At 65.2% G+C, this 15,400-nt stretch carries 17 protein-coding genes; 9 read left to right on the plus strand and 8 right to left on the minus strand.

What is annotated here, in order from left to right:
• Positions 1–155: 155 nt before the first annotated feature.
• Positions 156–3,092: a DUF7827 domain-containing protein gene (locus ACFQEV_RS05810; protein ID WP_379693535.1), complete on the minus strand. Its 2,937-nt coding sequence runs from the start codon at positions 3,090–3,092 to the stop codon at positions 156–158.
• Positions 3,093–3,664: 572 nt separating this feature from the next.
• On the opposite strand from ACFQEV_RS05810, the gene ACFQEV_RS05815 reads away from it, so the two are divergent.
• Both ACFQEV_RS05815 and ACFQEV_RS05820 read left to right on the plus strand, forming a co-directional pair.
• Positions 3,665–4,117, plus strand: coding sequence for a type IV pilin domain-containing protein (locus ACFQEV_RS05815; RefSeq protein WP_379693537.1), 453 nt, complete (start codon positions 3,665–3,667; stop codon positions 4,115–4,117).
• The gene (locus tag ACFQEV_RS05820; RefSeq protein ID WP_379694551.1) at positions 4,114–4,602 is read left to right on the plus strand and encodes a type IV pilin domain-containing protein; all 489 of its coding nucleotides are present in this window, start codon (positions 4,114–4,116) and stop codon (positions 4,600–4,602) included. Before ACFQEV_RS05815 ends, ACFQEV_RS05820 begins: the two co-directional genes overlap by 4 nt.
• 98 nt (positions 4,603–4,700) lie before the next feature.
• Here the strand turns inward: ACFQEV_RS05820 and ACFQEV_RS05825 are convergent, their stop codons facing one another.
• The 4 genes from ACFQEV_RS05825 to ACFQEV_RS05840 all read right to left on the minus strand — a co-directional run bounded on the left by ACFQEV_RS05825 (position 4,701) and on the right by ACFQEV_RS05840 (position 6,916).
• The gene (locus ACFQEV_RS05825) at positions 4,701–4,889 is read right to left on the minus strand and encodes a DUF8178 family membrane protein (protein WP_379693539.1); all 189 of its coding nucleotides are present in this window, start codon (positions 4,887–4,889) and stop codon (positions 4,701–4,703) included.
• A gap of 50 nt (positions 4,890–4,939) precedes the next feature.
• Positions 4,940–5,524 (minus strand): DUF1684 domain-containing protein, encoded by a 585-nt coding sequence (locus ACFQEV_RS05830; protein ID WP_379693541.1) that lies wholly within the window; start codon positions 5,522–5,524, stop codon positions 4,940–4,942.
• Positions 5,525–5,631: 107 nt separating this feature from the next.
• Positions 5,632–6,609, minus strand: a complete 978-nt coding sequence (locus tag ACFQEV_RS05835) for an aldo/keto reductase (protein ID WP_379693543.1) — start codon at positions 6,607–6,609, stop codon at positions 5,632–5,634.
• A gap of 40 nt (positions 6,610–6,649) precedes the next feature.
• Positions 6,650–6,916, minus strand: coding sequence for a DUF8028 family protein (locus tag ACFQEV_RS05840; RefSeq protein ID WP_379693545.1), 267 nt, complete (start codon positions 6,914–6,916; stop codon positions 6,650–6,652).
• 312 nt (positions 6,917–7,228) lie between these two features.
• Here ACFQEV_RS05840 and ACFQEV_RS05845 point away from each other — a divergent pair, with 312 nt between their 5' ends.
• From ACFQEV_RS05845 to ACFQEV_RS05855, 3 genes are all read left to right on the plus strand, one after another.
• Entirely contained in the window at positions 7,229–8,248 is a 1,020-nt protein-coding gene (locus ACFQEV_RS05845; protein ID WP_379693547.1) for an asparaginase, read from the plus strand.
• Positions 8,249–8,309: 61 nt separating this feature from the next.
• A complete protein-coding gene (cmk, locus tag ACFQEV_RS05850) occupies positions 8,310–8,924 on the plus strand; it encodes a (d)CMP kinase (RefSeq protein ID WP_379693550.1) in 615 nt (204 codons plus the stop codon).
• Between the two features lie 30 nt (positions 8,925–8,954).
• Positions 8,955–9,248, plus strand: coding sequence for a transcriptional regulator (locus ACFQEV_RS05855; RefSeq protein ID WP_379693552.1), 294 nt, complete (start codon positions 8,955–8,957; stop codon positions 9,246–9,248).
• Between the two features lie 24 nt (positions 9,249–9,272).
• Here the strand turns inward: ACFQEV_RS05855 and ACFQEV_RS05860 are convergent, their stop codons facing one another.
• Complete coding sequence (locus ACFQEV_RS05860; protein ID WP_379693554.1) at positions 9,273–10,217, minus strand: DMT family transporter; 945 nt, start codon at positions 10,215–10,217, stop codon at positions 9,273–9,275.
• 238 nt (positions 10,218–10,455) lie between these two features.
• Here ACFQEV_RS05860 and ACFQEV_RS05865 point away from each other — a divergent pair, with 238 nt between their 5' ends.
• Both ACFQEV_RS05865 and ACFQEV_RS05870 read left to right on the plus strand, forming a co-directional pair.
• On the plus strand, positions 10,456–11,094 hold the full coding sequence (locus ACFQEV_RS05865) for a ribonuclease H (RefSeq protein WP_379693557.1): 639 nt from the start codon (positions 10,456–10,458) through the stop codon (positions 11,092–11,094).
• A 45-nt stretch (positions 11,095–11,139) separates the two neighbouring features.
• A complete protein-coding gene (locus ACFQEV_RS05870) occupies positions 11,140–11,886 on the plus strand; it encodes a twin-arginine translocase subunit TatC (RefSeq protein WP_379693559.1) in 747 nt (248 codons plus the stop codon).
• Here ACFQEV_RS05870 and ACFQEV_RS05875 read toward each other — a convergent pair.
• Complete coding sequence (locus tag ACFQEV_RS05875; protein ID WP_379693562.1) at positions 11,871–12,077, minus strand: hypothetical protein; 207 nt, start codon at positions 12,075–12,077, stop codon at positions 11,871–11,873. The two genes, ACFQEV_RS05870 and ACFQEV_RS05875, sit on opposite strands and share 16 nt — an antisense overlap.
• A 106-nt stretch (positions 12,078–12,183) precedes the next feature.
• On the opposite strand from ACFQEV_RS05875, the gene ACFQEV_RS05880 reads away from it, so the two are divergent.
• Together ACFQEV_RS05880 and ACFQEV_RS05885 are read left to right on the plus strand one after the other, a co-directional pair.
• A complete protein-coding gene (locus ACFQEV_RS05880) occupies positions 12,184–12,489 on the plus strand; it encodes a hypothetical protein (RefSeq protein WP_379693565.1) in 306 nt (101 codons plus the stop codon).
• A 140-nt stretch (positions 12,490–12,629) separates the two neighbouring features.
• Positions 12,630–12,929: a hypothetical protein gene (locus ACFQEV_RS05885; RefSeq protein WP_379693568.1), complete on the plus strand. Its 300-nt coding sequence runs from the start codon at positions 12,630–12,632 to the stop codon at positions 12,927–12,929.
• Between the two features lie 221 nt (positions 12,930–13,150).
• Here ACFQEV_RS05885 and ACFQEV_RS05890 read toward each other — a convergent pair whose 3' ends face one another.
• Positions 13,151–15,397 (minus strand): NADP-dependent malic enzyme, encoded by a 2,247-nt coding sequence (locus tag ACFQEV_RS05890; RefSeq protein ID WP_379693570.1) that lies wholly within the window; start codon positions 15,395–15,397, stop codon positions 13,151–13,153.
• Positions 15,398–15,400: the final 3 nt, after the last annotated feature.

Genomic DNA, 15,400 nt, shown 5'->3' on the forward strand with positions numbered 1-15,400 from the left:
GGGCAACCCGCCGACAGCGTCCGGTCGGGACGAGACGGAAGGGTCGAAGTCGGAAAACGGCGCGAAGGATCGACAGTACAGCCGTCGCTACGCGGTCGAAGCGCCGAAAGAAAGGAAATCGAAGGGCCGGAGCGAACTCCGGTGGTTAGCGGTCGTTAGTCACGGCGGACCGCGAGCAGCGCCGCGGCGAGGAGTGCGACGACTGCGACAGCGATGCCGAAGCCGGGCGTACCGGTGCCCGTCTCGCCACCGCCGGTGCCAGTACCCTCAGCCGCCGTGGTCGTCTGACCGCCGGCCGTGGTCGTCGCGGCCGTGGTCGTACCGCCGGCCGTGGTGGTCTCGGTCACCGTGGTCTCGGTCTGGTTGCCGGTGCCGGTCTGGTTGCCGGTGTCGGTCTGGTTGCCGGTGCCGGTCTGGTTGCCGGTGCCGGTCTGGTTCTGACCGCCTGCGACGACGTTACCCTCGGCTTCGAGGGTTTCGGCCGTCGAGGGGCCGCCGCTGACCGTGACGGTGAACGTGTCGTTGGCGCTCTGCTGACTGAAGTCGAACGGAGCGCTGAACGTGCCGTTCTGGCTGACGTAGGTGGTCGCCGTCTTCAGGAAGCTCGGACTCGTGTCGCCGCTGCTGCGGACACGGATCTGGAGCTCCGTACCGGGCGCGACGGACGTCGTGCCCTGTATCGTCTGGTTGGCGGAGGCCGTCACGTTGACGGGTTCGTCGACCTCGTACTCGGCTTGGGCGAGCTGGTAGTCGGATTCGACCGACTGCTGGCTGTCGGCGAGTTCGCTGTCGCCCGAGACGGTGAAGTTGGCCGTCAGAGACTCGTCCGCGTCGAAGCGGTCGGAGGCGACAGTGTCGTTCTCGTCGTACACGCCGTTGCCGTTCTCATCGACGTACGCCTGAACCTCGCTCGGGTTGTACGCGATGAAGTACGTGCCGTTCTGTCCGTCCGCGATGACGTTCGTGTTCGACTCGTTGAGTCGAAGCTGGAACGCTTCGCGGTTCGTCTCCGCTGCGGTCTGCATGACCGTGAAGTTGACCTCAGACGACTCGAACAGCGCAGCGTTGACGTTGTCGCTACCCTGTGCGCCGAGGGTGCCTTCGAGACCGGAGGCGTTCACCGAGTGAACGACGAGGTCACCGTAGGCGGGGCTGTTGGTCTGCGTGAGGTTGCTGTTGCGGGCCGCGTCGTAGACGTCGCTCGTGTCCTCGAAGGTGGTCCCTTCCGGCGCGGTCCACGTGTTCAGGCTGCGCGTCTCGCGTTCCTCGAGGACGAGCGTCGCGACGTTCTGGGACGGCTGGTCGCCGTCACTGCCCGAACGAACTTCGATGTCGTAGTCGCCCGCGTCGAGGAGCGAGTTGACGCCGATTTCGATGTTCGAGCTCACGATGCTGTCTTCGTCGCCTTCGACGGAGAAGACGTCACTCGCGTCGTTGCTGGCGCCTCTGGCCGCCCAGGTGTTGAACTGAAGCGTGACGACGCCGTCGTCGTTACCGTCCTCGACGGTGACGTTAGCGAGGAAACCGACGTCATCGCTACCGATAGTCGCCGTCGCGGTGTCGGTGTTGCTCATCGTGATGTTCATCTCGACGACGTCACCGCGAGCTTCAGTGTAGATGTTCTTGCTGAAGTCCGCGGTGCCCTCGCCGGTCTCCGCGACGTTGATCGTCGAGGAGGTGTCGGTGACGCCCGACTGGTTGTCGCGCGCTTCGACCGTGTAGGAGCCCGTGTCGACGCCGCTCAGGTTGAACTCGAAGTTGAACTCACCCTGACCGTTCAGGCGACCGGGTATCTGTGCGACTTCTTCGTTGTCGCTGTCGAGGAGGGTGACCGTGACGGGTCGGTTACCCGCGTTGGCGGTGACCGTGCCCTCGATGGTGTCGCTGGTGGTGACGTTCTGGTCGTCGACGCTCATGTTGAAGCCGAGGTCACGAACGTCGATGGTCGCAGAGCCGTTGTCACCGATGGTGAAGTTGTACTGGTCGATTTCGCGGTTCGTCGTGTTGAACAGGAAGACCCGACTGTTGGTGCCGGTCGAACCGCTGAAGGCGTAGTTCGATTCGTCGCCTTCGACTTCGACGCTGGTGTCCGTGGTCTCAGCGGTGACGGCGACGGTCTCACCCTGGTAGACGTTCGCGTTCGTTCCGTCGGCGACCGTCACGCTCGCGACGTCCACGCTGACGTTGCCGCTGCCCGGGACGTTGAGCTCCACTTCGCCGGTGTGCAGCTCGCTCGTGCTGAGAACGACTCGACCGTCAGAGGTCGAGCTCACGTTGGTTTCGATCGGTCGACCGTCAGCGTACAGCTGGAACTCGCTCGCGTTGCCAACTGCTCCGCTGAAGGCAACCTCTACAACGGCGTTCTGCGTGCCGCGGTCCGGGTCCGTGTCGTAGTGGGTTGCGGAGACAACATCCGAACTGTCGCCGGTCTGTTCCGTCGAGACGTTCTCACCGCTGACGGCGGATCCGTTCTCGGTGGTCTCGTTGTCGACGGTCTCGTTGTCGACGGTCTCGTTTTCGGCGGTCTCGTTGTCGACGGTCTCGTTGTCGACGGTCTCGTTGTCGACGGTCTCGTTGTCGACGGTCTCGTTACTTCCGTTGGCTCGGATGGTGACCGGCGCGGCGGCCGTGGCGGTCGAACCTGCCGAGTCCTCGAAGGTGAATTCGAACTCACCCGAGGTGTCCGACTCGACCGACGGGGCCGTCACGGTGACGTCGCCGGTGATGCTGATCTCGGAGGCGTTGATGTCGCCGGGGTCCTCGATCTCCCACGTCCCGTTGCCGGCAGAGGTGATGTTGAGGGACTGGCCGTCAGCCGAGGCGGAGAGGTTCACCGACTCGACGGTGACGCCGTCGGGCGCACTCGCCGAGAGGGTGTCGCTCTCTCCGTCGGCGGTATAGTTAGAGAACGTTACGTCCAGCGTGTGCTGCTGCGTCGAATTGGCGTCGATCGTGTCCGGAGAGACGGTCGCGTCTCCAGTAGAATCGACTGCAGCAGCAGACCCTGTGAGCGCGACGGTGCCCGCAAACACGGAGAGCACCATCAGCGCTGCGAGGAATATCGCGCGGAATTGGTCTGTCTTGCTTGTCATAGTTAGGGGGTATTTCGCTCGGCGACACCTGCTTTCGTCCGACCTGATTTCCCACACGACGCCCGGATCATCGGACTCGGACGGAGTTACTCGCAGATGTCACCATGGGCAGGGGTACATCAGAACTCCACTCGTGTGTATGGTAAATACTTTGTGTGCTAACGATATACCAATGATCAAAAGTAGTGAACGTTCGTCTGAGGCGAATTACACGTATTCGAAGGGATTAGATGGAAAATCGAACGCAGAATAGTATCCCCCGTGTTGTGCACTGCGCGGGCGCGTCCGATGGTCCATCGCCCGTGCTGTCTGTTCCCATACAGAAGAGGCGTTTGACGCTTGCTCGGCGAAATCCGACGACATAGGGGTGATAAACCCTACTTAAACGGAGTATTAATGAGTAATCAACTATATCACGGTTTGGTTAATTTCTCCTTTAACTTTATATCAGAGTAGTGTGAGGGAGCGATTGGACACACCACGACAGGGGGTGGGACGGGGGTCGAAGTCGACTCCCGGGGGAAGGAACGACCGTCCGCTGTCGCCTTGGGGTGTCGTCCGACAACCCAAATATGAAGCTCAAACAGCTATTCACGGACGACTCGGCCGTCAGCCCCGTCATCGGGGTAATCCTGATGGTGGCTATCACGGTCATCCTCGCAGCAGTGATCGGCACATTCGTGCTGAACCTCGGCGGAAGCATCTCGGAGACGAGTCCGCAGGCGTCGTTCGGATTTGATTACCACGACAAGGATGCCGACGCGTCCACTTACGGTGTCGTCGTGACGCACGAAACCGGCGACAGCATCGACGCTGACTCGGCATCATTAGACGTAGTTGCTTCGGACAACAGCCTCAGTAGCACTACGTTCTCCGGGCAAGTTAGTGCAGGAACTGCGATTAATTCCTCTGCTACGGGTTACGAAGGAAGTGAGACGATTTCCTCCGGCTCGACTGTTCGCGTCGTGTGGACGAACGAAAACGGAGAGTCCTCCGCAACTCTGAGCAAGAGCACAGCGCCATGAAACTGAAGCAACTACTCACTGACGACAACGCAGTCTCGCCGGTCATCGGCGTCATTCTGATGGTGGCCATCACGGTCATCCTTGCCGCCGTTATCGGTACGTTCGTCCTGAACCTCGGTGGGAGCGTCTCGCAGACGAGTCCGCAGGTCTCCTTCGGATTCGACTTCAAGGATGATACGACGGGAGGTTGGGACAACGTGACGGTCACCCACGAGACAGGTGACTCGATTACGAGTTCGCAACTTAACGTTACGTCCTCTGCCACATTCAAACACCAATTGGATGACGGATCTGCATCCACTGACGCTGCCGTATCGTCAAAATCGTTTGCCGATATGGGAGCAGGAAGTAAAGTGTCCGCAGGGACATCCGTCACTCTGGTCAAAAACGGAGACCTCGACGGTCAAGAGTTCCGCGTCGTCTGGACCTCCGAGAATGAGGAAACTTCCGCGACGCTGTCCAAGTGGACGGCACCGGACAACTAACCCGCTAACCAACCATTTCTTCGACCGCAAAACCGCGTAGCGACTGCTCTCGACGGAACTTCTACCGAGAAACCGCGCAGGAAAAGCGAATCGGCGATTCAGACCGGTCGGCCGCTTCCGGACGTTCCGACGAGGTACGTTCCGAGGGTGAGAAGCGCCGTGGCCAACACGAGGACGTACGTCGCCACGGGCGGCGTCCCCGAGAGTATGCCGGGGAGGAACCCGAGGACTCCGACGACCATCAGGACGAGCCCGACGATGCTCTTCTTGCTGCTGAACAGTCCCATACCCGTGACGTGAGACGCGTCGAATATGGGTGTTGCGCTTTTCGGCGTCGTCAGGCGTCGGGCGACCACGTTCGCTCGCCCGCCTCCACCGCCACGTCGAGCCAGTTCTCCTCCGGCGGAAGCGGACAGGCGAACGTCTCGCTGAACGCGCAGAACGGGTTGTAAGCGACGTTGAAGTCCACGACGACCGCCTGGCCGTCCGTCAGTTCGCCCTCGGGATGTAGTTCGATGTACCGACCGTTCTCGTACGTCTGCTGTCCAGTCGTCTTGTCGCGGAAGGGGACGAACAGCGTCTCGTCCTCGCTCGTCTCCTGTCGGTACCCGTGGAGTTCGAGGCTCTCGCCGCGGAGGGAGAACTCGAACGTGACGACGCGGAGGTACCGAACCTCGTTTCCGGCCGTCGTCTCCATCGGCACCGGTTCGGGGTCGTCGTGGACGCGGGCCGTCGCGGAGACGCGGTACGCCGGGTCCGGGTCGAAGTAGTCGAGTCCGTCGAACTCGTCGCGCAACTCCGGCGGGATGGGCGACTGCGGGTGCGAGCCGAAGAACTCGTCCTTCTCGGCGCGCTTCTCGCGGAGTCTGTCGGCGTACTCGGCCGGCGCGTCCGTCGTCGCGGCGTCTGCGTCCTCGCTCATGAACTCCGGTACGGCGCGCGGACTGGTACACCTGACGGTTCCGGCGGTGCGGACGCGCCGGATGCGCGCGCGGGCGACGCGGAGAAGGGGTTCCGAAGGGCGGACGCTCAGCCGTTGCGCTTCGCGGTGGCGAGTCGGTCGAACTGGTCGGCCGTCAGCGAGATGTCCGCCGCCGCGAGGTTCTCAGCCAACTGGTCGGTCGTCCGCGCGCCGACGATGGGCGCGGTCACCTGTTCGTGGTGCAGCAACCACGCGAGGCTGACCTGTCCGGGCGTCGCATCGACCTCCGCGGCGACGGCTTCGACGGCGTCTAAGGCGTCGAAGTTCTCCTCGGTGAGGTAGGAATCGACGAACTGCTGGTCGGTCGCCGCGCGGGAGTCCGCGGGCGGTTCCTCCCCGCGCGTGTACTTGCCCGTGAGAAAGCCGCCCGCGAGGGGGGACCACGGGACGACGCCGATGTCGTAGTCGGCGCACATCTCCAGATAGTTGCCCTCTATCTCCCGGTTGACCGCGTTGTACCGCGGTTGCGCCAGCGAGAACGGTTCGTAGCCCCGCCTGTCCGCGAGTTCGTTCGCCTTCACCACCTTCCACGCGTTCGGTTCAAGCGTCGAGGTGCCGAGGTAGTTCACCTTCCCGTCGCGGACGAACTCGTCGAGGGTGCGCATGAACTCCTCGACGGGCGTCTCGTCGTCCCAGCGGTGAGTGTAGAGCACGTCCACGTAGTCGGTTCCGAGGCGGTTGAGGATGCGGTCTATCTGGCGGCGGAGGTGCTTGCGGTTCAGACCGCTCCCGTTCGCGTCCTCGCGGGTCGGCCAGTAAATCTTCGACGCGACGACGAAGTCCTCCCTGTCGCGTTCGGCCAACCACTCGCCGATGTACGTCTCGCTTCGCCCCTCGCCGTACATGTCGGCGGTGTCGATGAAGTTGCCGCCGGCGTCGGCGTAGGCGTCCAGAAGTTCGTGGGCCCGTTCGCGTCCGACTTCGACGTTCCCCTCGTCGTCCGCGCGGCCGAAGCGCCACGTCCCGAAGGCGAGCTCCGAAACCGACGTTCCGGTCCGTCCGAGAGACACCGTATCGAGAGACATGGTCGCAAAAGGAGCGTCGGCGGCTAAAACGCCGCGATTCTCAGCGCGCGTGACCGTGGCCGACGACGAGAGCGGCGACGTTCAACGCGAGAAGCGTCCCGAACACCGTGACCTGTTCGCCCTGCAGTCCGCTGATCAAGAGGGGAAGATACAGAAACGGGAGCGTGACTGCCAGCCAGAACGCCAGAAACCGAATCGGCGCGAAGAGTATTTCGAGGCCGGTCTGAAGCGTAGCTGGCGACGTTTCGACGAGTTTGCCGAGGACGCCGACGCGTTCGTCGTGGGCGGGGGCCGAAGAGTTCGACATACGTTGGGACACACCTACTCGATTACAGCAGGTCCGAGAACATATAGCCGACCGAGTGTTAAGACACGTTTACAATCGTTCCCTAGTTAAATTCAAGAAAACCTAACTTTTTTAAACCCAACGAGAAGAGCCGAGACGTTTCATAGGATCGTCTCGCCGTGTCTTCACGATTAACGAGCGGTATATCGTGACAGTATTTCGTTCTGTGCAGTTGCCGCCGAGATATTGTCGCGGCGGGTGCCGACGGCGACGCGCCGTCGCCCCCATGACGAAAGAGGTAATCGACCCGACGGCGAGTGGCGAGACGATACGATGTCACAGGTACGCGTCGTCAGTTGCGGCGGCACCATCGCGAGCGAACCGAGCGAGGGCGGGGCGGCCCCGGCGAAGACGGGGACCGAACTGGTGGAGGCCGTCCCGGAGGTGGCGACGTACGCCGACCTCCGCGTGACCGACGTAGGGTCCCGACCGGGGTTCGACATGGACTTCGGCGTCGTCGGGAAGGCGGCGGACGCGGCCGTCGAAGCGGCGTCCGAGGAAGCCGACGGCGTCGTCGTCACCCACGGGACGGACACGCTCGCGGACACGGCGTACGCGTTGGACCTCGTCTCCGACCTCGACGTTCCGGTCGTCGTCACGGGCTCTCAGCGCCGGTTCGACGAACCGGGTTCGGACGCGCCCTCGAATCTCCTGACCGCGGTGCGGGCGGCGGCGGACGACCGGTTCGACGGCGGCGTGTACGTGGCCTTCGACGGCGAACTCCTGGCGGCGCGCGACGCGGTGAAGACGCACACGAACGCCCTCAACACCTTCCGGTCGCCCGGAAAGGGCCCCGTCGCGTCGTTCACGAGGCGGACCGTCCGCGTCCACCGCGACCCCCGTTCGACCGCGTCCGACACGTCCCTCCCGCGGGACGCCCTCCCCGAGGCGGACGCCGTCGAGGTGCCCGTGATCCACTCCGGAACCGGCGTCGACGGCCGATGGCTCACCCGGGCGGTCGAAGCGGGGGCCGACGGCGTCGTCGTCGAGGGGACGGGACTCGGAAACGCCACGAGCGGACTCGGAGACGCCATCCGCGACGCACTCGAGTCGGTTCCGGTCGTCGTCTCGACGCGGTGCCACGCCGGGCCGACCGAGGCCGTGTACGGAACCGGCGGCGGGGGCGTGACGCTCCGCGAATACGGCGTCGCCTACGCGGGCGACCTCTCGACGGCGAAGGCCCGGGTGAAACTCGTCCTCGCGTTGGCCGCCGCGGGCGGACGAGGCGGCGACGGGCGGGGGTCGTCGGCCCGCCGGACCGTGTCGGACGACGTCGTCACCGTCTTCGAGTAACTCGCCCGAACCCCGCCCGTTCACCCGGATTTTTGGTCCCCCCGGGAGAGGGTCGAACATCATGTCCGAGGCAGACGCCCTGACGGACCGCCGGGTCGATAGCAACCTCTTCATCACCGTCTCCGGTCCGCCGGGGTGCGGCGCGACGACGCTGTGCGAGGGGCTCTCGACGGCGCTCGACTGCGGGTTCGTCTCGGGCGGCGACATCTTCCGGACGCTGGCCGAGGAGCGCGACATGAGCCTCTCGCAGCTCATCGCGAAGACGGACGAGTCCGACGAGATAGACCGCGCCTTGGACCGCCGCCTCCGGACGATAGCCGAGAAGTGGGGCGCGGCGAACAAGGCGTTCATCCTCGAATCCCGCCTCGCGGGGTGGCTCGCGGGCAACCGCGCCGACCTCCGAATCTGGCTCGACGCGCCGGAGGAAGTCCGCGTGGACCGGACCCGGGACCGCGAGGAGATGGAAGCCGAGATGCGCGTACGCGAGGTGAGCGAGGCGGGGCGCTACGAGTCGTACTACGGCATCGACGTCACCGACCAGTCGTTCTACGACCTGAGGCTCAACACGGCCCGGTGGAGTCCCGAGGCGCTTCTGAATATCGTCCTCGCGGCCGTCGAGGAGTACGACCCCGAGACCGACGAGGGCGCGTTCGGCACCGAAGACGTCGACGTGTGACTTTTCGGTCGTCGCCGCCTCCGCCGTGGTATGGCCGACCTCAACCCGGTCGCGAAGCGAATCCACAACGTCTCGCCGAACCCCGTCCGCCTGACGCTCGACGACGGCACGTCGGCGGTCTACCGCATGCACAGCACGGAGTTCTTCCAGTTGGAGTTTCAGGCCGAGGGCGAACGCCAAGACGACGACGGTGCCGAGTACCGACTGATAACGACCGAAGACAACGAGTCGGTCCTCCTCGGCCGGAAGGGGCCCGACGAGAGCGAGTGGTCGATGGTCGGCGAGGTGGCCGAGGCGGCGCGCGCCGAGGCGACCGAGAACTGAGGCGGACCGCGGACGAGGCGACGGTTACTCCCGCGTTCTGGACGACCCGCGGAGACGGCGGCGGAGGCGCGGCAGTTCCGCGCGGACGGCGTCGCGCTTCAACAGCGCGAACCCGCTGAAGATGACGACGAACCCGACGAGCGTGTTGACCGTCGGCAGTTCGCCGAGGAACGCCCACCCTGCGAGCGCCGCGAACACGGGCGCGACGTAGGAGACGAGGTTTATCTCGATGGGGCCGAGGCGGTCCAGCAGGTCGAAGTAGACGAGGAACCCGAGCGCGCTGGCCACGATAGAGAGGTAGCCGAGGGCCGCCAGCGCCTGCCACGACCAGATTACGTCGCCCATCGACTCGCCGAGGCCGGCGCTCACGGCGTGCATGAGGAGCGCGCCGCCTATCATCGACCACGCCTCCATCGTCTCGATGGGCATCGCCGAGTCGATGCGGCGCGTGAGGACCGACCCGAGGGCGAAACAGGTCGCGGCGGCGAAGATGAGCATCTTGGCCACCGCCCCGCCCGCGAATAGGTTGTCCGGGTCGGGGTTCGCGAGGACGACGACGCCGACGAGTCCCAGCACCATGCCGACGACGCCGAGGAGCGTCAGGCGTTCGTCCGGGAGGAACGCCCGCGCGAACCCCGTCGTCAGCAGGGGGCTCAGGCTGACGATGACGGCGGCGGACGCACTCGTCACCGCGGGGTCGAGTTCCCCGACGAACAGAAGCGCGTGGTACCCCGCGATGAGCAGCGTCGAACCGACGGCGACGACGGTCCACTCGTCGCGCCCCCGCGGTAGCGGGTGGTCCGTCGCGTAGGCGGCGTACGCGAGCATCAGGACGCCCGCGACGTCGTAGCGAATCGCCGCGAACAGGACCGGCGGGATGTACTTCAACCCCGCCTTGATGGCCATGAACGCCGCGCCCCACGCCGCCGCGAGGAGGAAGAACAGGACGGCGTTTCTGTACCGTGTCACATCGATGCTGCGTCGTCTCGGAGCCTGAAAGTTTCGCTTCGACCCACGCACCCGCCCGGTCGCTCGGTCGCTTGGTCGCTCGGTTGCTCGGTACGCACCGCTCACCGTTCTCCGCTCGCCATGACATTACGTACCACAGTAGAGATACGTACGCTATCGAGCGGTTTCGGCGTATACGCTTCGTTAGGTGGGGGCAAATCCGGGGTAGGCTTAAGTCTCCTGACCGGCTACTGCGGGTATGGCCGTTCACGGCCGGTCAACACTCCGCGACCTGTTCGACGACTCTCCGACCCCCCACATCGCGCACCCGCCGCGCACACATCACCGTCACTTCTACGTCGCCACCGACGGGTCGTATCGCCCGGACGGCGGCGGCCTCGGGGTCGTCATTGAGGCGCGCGACGGAACGAGGGTGGCCCGCATCGCATCGTCCGATGCGGCCCCCGACAACAACGTCGCAGAGTACCGAGCGCTCCACCTCGGACTCGACGTCCTCGCGGCGAGAGCGCCGCCGGACGCCCGCGTCGGCGTCCTCGTGGACCACGACGACCTCGCCGCCAACGTGAACACGGAGGTGCTCGCCGCCGCCGACCCCGAGTGGAAGGTGGGTCGCCCGCGGTCGGTGCCCCGCGGGAGCGAGAACCACTGGCGCGGGATCCGCGCCCGCATCGCCGGGTTCGGCGAACTCCGCGCGGCCCGCATCGACGGGCGGGAGAACCCGGCCCACCCCCTCGCCAACGCGCCCGGCGAGTACGCGCACGTGAACTACAAGGCCGACCGGTGCGTCCTCCCCGAACCCCTGTCGGGCGAGACGGCCGAGGCCGACGACCCGCAGTTCCCCCCGCCGTCGCGCTTCGAGAGCCACGCGAGCGACTGACGGCGAAAGAGAAGATTGACAATGGGCCTTCTCTAGTCCGTTCTCGTGCCGTCTGAAGCCACTCGCGCGCCCTCGGGAACCGTCTCGTGGCGCACGACTCTCGGTGCCGTCGTCCACGCACGCGCGCAGAGACTCGTCGCCGTCTTCGCCCTCACGACCATCGCCGTCACGGCGGTGTTCGTCGTGACCGGGTTCGACCTCCAGACGCTTCTCCCGTCGGCGTTCGGACCGGTCGAGGTGTCGCCGCTCTCTGAACAGGTCGAGTACAACCGCCTCGCCGTCGAAATCGGCCTCCTCGCCGGTCTCGTCGCTTCGGCGCTGTTCGTCGCGCCGCACCTCGTCCGCCACGAGAAGGTCGATTTCTCCCGCGCCCGGACGCCGCTGGGTATCGCCGCCGCCGGGTTCGCCGCTGGCACCGCCGCCGGCAGAGCGCTCGTCCTCCCGGCGATGTTCGAACTGTTCGCCGACAGCCTCGTCGACATCGACGCCGCCGTGGGGCCGTACTGGGTGACGGAACTCGGCCTGTTCTTCCCCGTCGCTCTCGGCGTCGCGGTGGCGTTCCCCGCCCTCCTCGTCGGAGCGGTTCGGGCGGGTCTGCTCCCGCGTCTCACCACCGCCCGCCACCGGGCGTTCGCGGCGGTTCCGTTCGTCCTCTTCTCGGCGACGCACGCGCCGCCGACGCCCAACACGTTCGTCCTCTACGCCGCGCCCCTCTTCGCGGGACTCGGCGTCGGCGTCGCGTGGTTGGAGTTCGCCGACTCGAAGACGGTCGGTCGCTACGTCGAGGAGTAGTCCACCTTCCCCTCCTCCTCTCGCATCTCTATCCAGTAGACGCGAGTCGAGGGGATGTGCAGGTAGCGGCCGTCGTCGAGTCTGAGACGGACGCCGCGTACCTTCCCCGATTCGGATATCTGATCGGCGTCCACGTTCACCTCGGCTCTGCCGTCCGGGTCGTCCGGGTCTTCGTAGGCAATCTTCGCCATGGCCGCCCTAGCTCGTCCGGCGTGATAAGGACACTACGTGACAATAATATTATGAGATTCTCGAACTGCCCCAACTGTTTCCCGTATATCGCCGTCATGTCCGTACATGAGCTACGATGGCGGCCGAACCCCCGAGGACGATAGTCCGTCGGATGACTTCCATAACGTGCCCGACTCGACGACGATCGAGGGGACGTACGTCAGAAACGACGAGGGACAAATGACGATGGCCGACCGGTCCAGCGAGGACGAAGGCGTCGACGAAACCGAGGCCGCGGGCATCGGAATCGCGGGGACGCTCATCCTCATAGGCGCGGTTCTGTTCCTCTTCCCCGAACCCGTTAGCTCCGTCGCCGGAGCGCTTCTCATCACCGGCGGGATAATCCTCTGGGCCGTGGAACAGTTCTCGTAATCCCCCGCCTCTCTCCTCCCCTCGTCGGGTGCGCTCCGCGCGACCCGTAAGCCGCCTGCGCGGGGCGGGACGCCGTCGCCGTCTCGGACCGCGCAAGTGCCGCCCCAAGCGTTACCCGCGTCTCGCCGCTAGTGACGCGCATGAGCTTCGATAGAGGTCGCACGTCGGACGACCGGTCGGACGACGCGCACACGCGGCCCGACTCGATGCCGAGCGAGGAGACGTACGCCACGGACCAAGAGGGACGGCCGAGGATGACCAGTCTCTCCCGCGGCGGTGCCGCCGCCGGGGACGCCGGGGGCGGAGGCATGGGAACGGCCGCGTTGCTCATCCTCCTCGGCGCCATCCTGTTCGTCTTCCCGGAACCGGTGACGTCCATGGCCGGAGTCGTCCTCGTCATCGGCGGGATACTGCTCTGGGGCGTCGAACGGTTCGCCTAACCACCTTTTTACTTCGTCGGGTGCGCTTCGCGCACCACTTCCCGTGAAAATCCGGACCATCACCGGAAAGCGACGCTTTCCGGTTAGCAGTCAGACGGGGGGCCGTCTGACGCCATCGCCAGAAATCGAATATTTCTGGCTGTCCAGCCAGAACGCTCCGCGTTCTGGCGACAAAAAGGGCCGTGAGGACTCGCTTCGCTCGTCTCGCGGCCGATTACTCTCTACTCGTTCTGCGCGTCCACCACGGCCACCGCGCCGAGGTTGACGATGTCCTTCACCTCGTCGCCGCGTTGGAGGACGTGAACCGGCTTGTCCATGCCGACGAGCATCGGGCCGATGGCCTCCGCGCCGCCGAGTCGTTGGAGGAGTTTGTAGCCGATGTTGCCCGCTTCGAGGTTCGGGAACACGAGGACGTTCGCCGGGTCGTCGAGTTGGGAGAACTCGTAGGTGCCTTCGAGGATGTCCTCGACGACGGCGGTGTCGGCCTGCATCTCGCCGTCCACCTGGAAGTCCACCTCGGGGTCGTCGTGCATGAGTTTCACCGCGTCGCGGGGTTTGCGCGTCCCCTCGTTGGTGACGCTGCCGAAGTTCGAGTACGACAGCATCGCCGCGCGGGGTTCGACGTTGAACCTGCGCGCGAGGTCGGCGGTGTGCTTCGTCACCTCGGCCAACGTCTCCGCGTCGGGGTCGAGGTTCACCGTCGTGTCGGCGCAGAAGATGACGCGGTTCTTGAACGTCAGCAGGTACACCCCGGCGGCGTAGTTCGCCTCCGGCGCGGTGCCGATGACCTGCAACGGCGGGCGAAGCGCCGAGGGGTAGTGGTGGGTGAGGCCGGTGAGCATCGCGTCGGCGTCGCCCTCCTCGACCATCACGCTGGCGAAGTAGTTGGTGTCGTTGTGAATCCACTCGTTGGCCTCGTTCTTCGTCAGACCCTTGCGCCGCCGGAGTTCGTACAGGCGGTCGGCGTAGTGGTCCCAGTCGCCGTTCTTCGGGTCCACCACCTCGGGGTCGAAATCGAGACCGAGGTCCGCGGCGATGGCGGTGATGCTCTCCTCGTCGCCGACGAGGACGGGTTCCGCGATGCCTTGGTCCTGCATCTGGTACGCCGCGCGGACCATCTTCTCGTCGGTGCCCTCCGCGAGGGCGACGCGCTTGGGGTCGGACTTCGCCTTGTTGAGGACGACGCGCATCATCTCGCGGGACTTCCCGAGGCGCGCCTCCAGTCGTTCCTCGTACGCCTGCATATCGAGGTCGGTCCGCGCGGACCCGCTATTTATCGCCGCCCGCGCGACGGCGGGCGCGACTTTGAACAGGACTCGGGGGTCCAGCGGTTTCGGGATGACGTAGTCGGGGCCGAACTGAAGCGGTTGGTCGCCGTACGCCTTCACGACGGCGTCGGGCACGTCCTGTTTCGCCAAGTCGGCGAGTGCGTGGGCGGCCGCGCGCTTCATCTCCTCGTTTATCTCAGTCGCGCGCGCGTCGAGTGCGCCGCGGAAGATGAATGGGAATCCGAGGACGTTGTTCACTTGGTTGGGGTAGTCCGAGCGACCGGTGGCCATGATCACCGTGTCGTCTCTGGCCTCTTTGGCCTCCTCGTAGCCGATTTCGGGGTCCGGGTTCGCCATCGCGAAGATTATCGGGTCCTCCGCCATCGACCGCACCATCTCTTGGGAGACGATGCCGCCGACGGAGAGACCGACGAACACGTCCGCGCCCTCCATCGCCTCCGCGAGGGTGTCCGCCTCGACGTCGTTGGCGAACTCCCGCTTGTACTCGTTCACGTCGTCGCGGTCGGTCGTGATGACGCCGTCGGAGTCGCACATCACGATGTTCTCCTTTCGCGCGCCGAGGGAGACGTAGAACCGCGCGCTGGCGATGGCGGACGCGCCCGCCCCCGAGAAGACGATAGAGAGGTCCTCGATGTCCTTGTCCACGATGTCCGCGGCGTTGATGAGTGCCGCCCCGGAGATGATGGCCGTCCCGTGTTGGTCGTCGTGGAACACCGGAATCGACACCCGTTCGCGGAGTTGCTCCTCTATCTCGAAGCACTCGGGGGCCTTGATGTCCTCCAAGTTGATGCCGCCGAAGGTGGGTTCCATCGCCGCGGTGGCGTCGACGAACTCGCCCACCTCGTTCAGGTCGAGTTCGATGTCGAAGACGTCGATGTCGGCGAACCGCTTGAAGAGGACGCCCTTGCCCTCCATGACGGGCTTCGACGCCTGCGCGCCGATGTCGCCGAGTCCGAGCACCGCGGACCCGTTGGAGACGACGCCGACGAGGTTGCCCTTCGCGGTGTACTCGTACGCCTTCTCGAGGTCCTCGTCGATGTCGCGGCACGGCGCGGCGACGCCCGGCGAGTACGCGAGACTCAGGTCGCGTTGGGTGTTCGTCGGCTTAGTCGTCGAAATCTCTATCTTCCCGGGCGGGTCTTCGCGGTGATACTCCCGCGCGTCGTCGTCGAGTCCCATGCA

Source organism: Halopelagius fulvigenes (genome assembly GCF_042662625.1).
GTDB lineage: Archaea > Halobacteriota > Halobacteria > Halobacteriales > Haloferacaceae > Halopelagius > Halopelagius fulvigenes.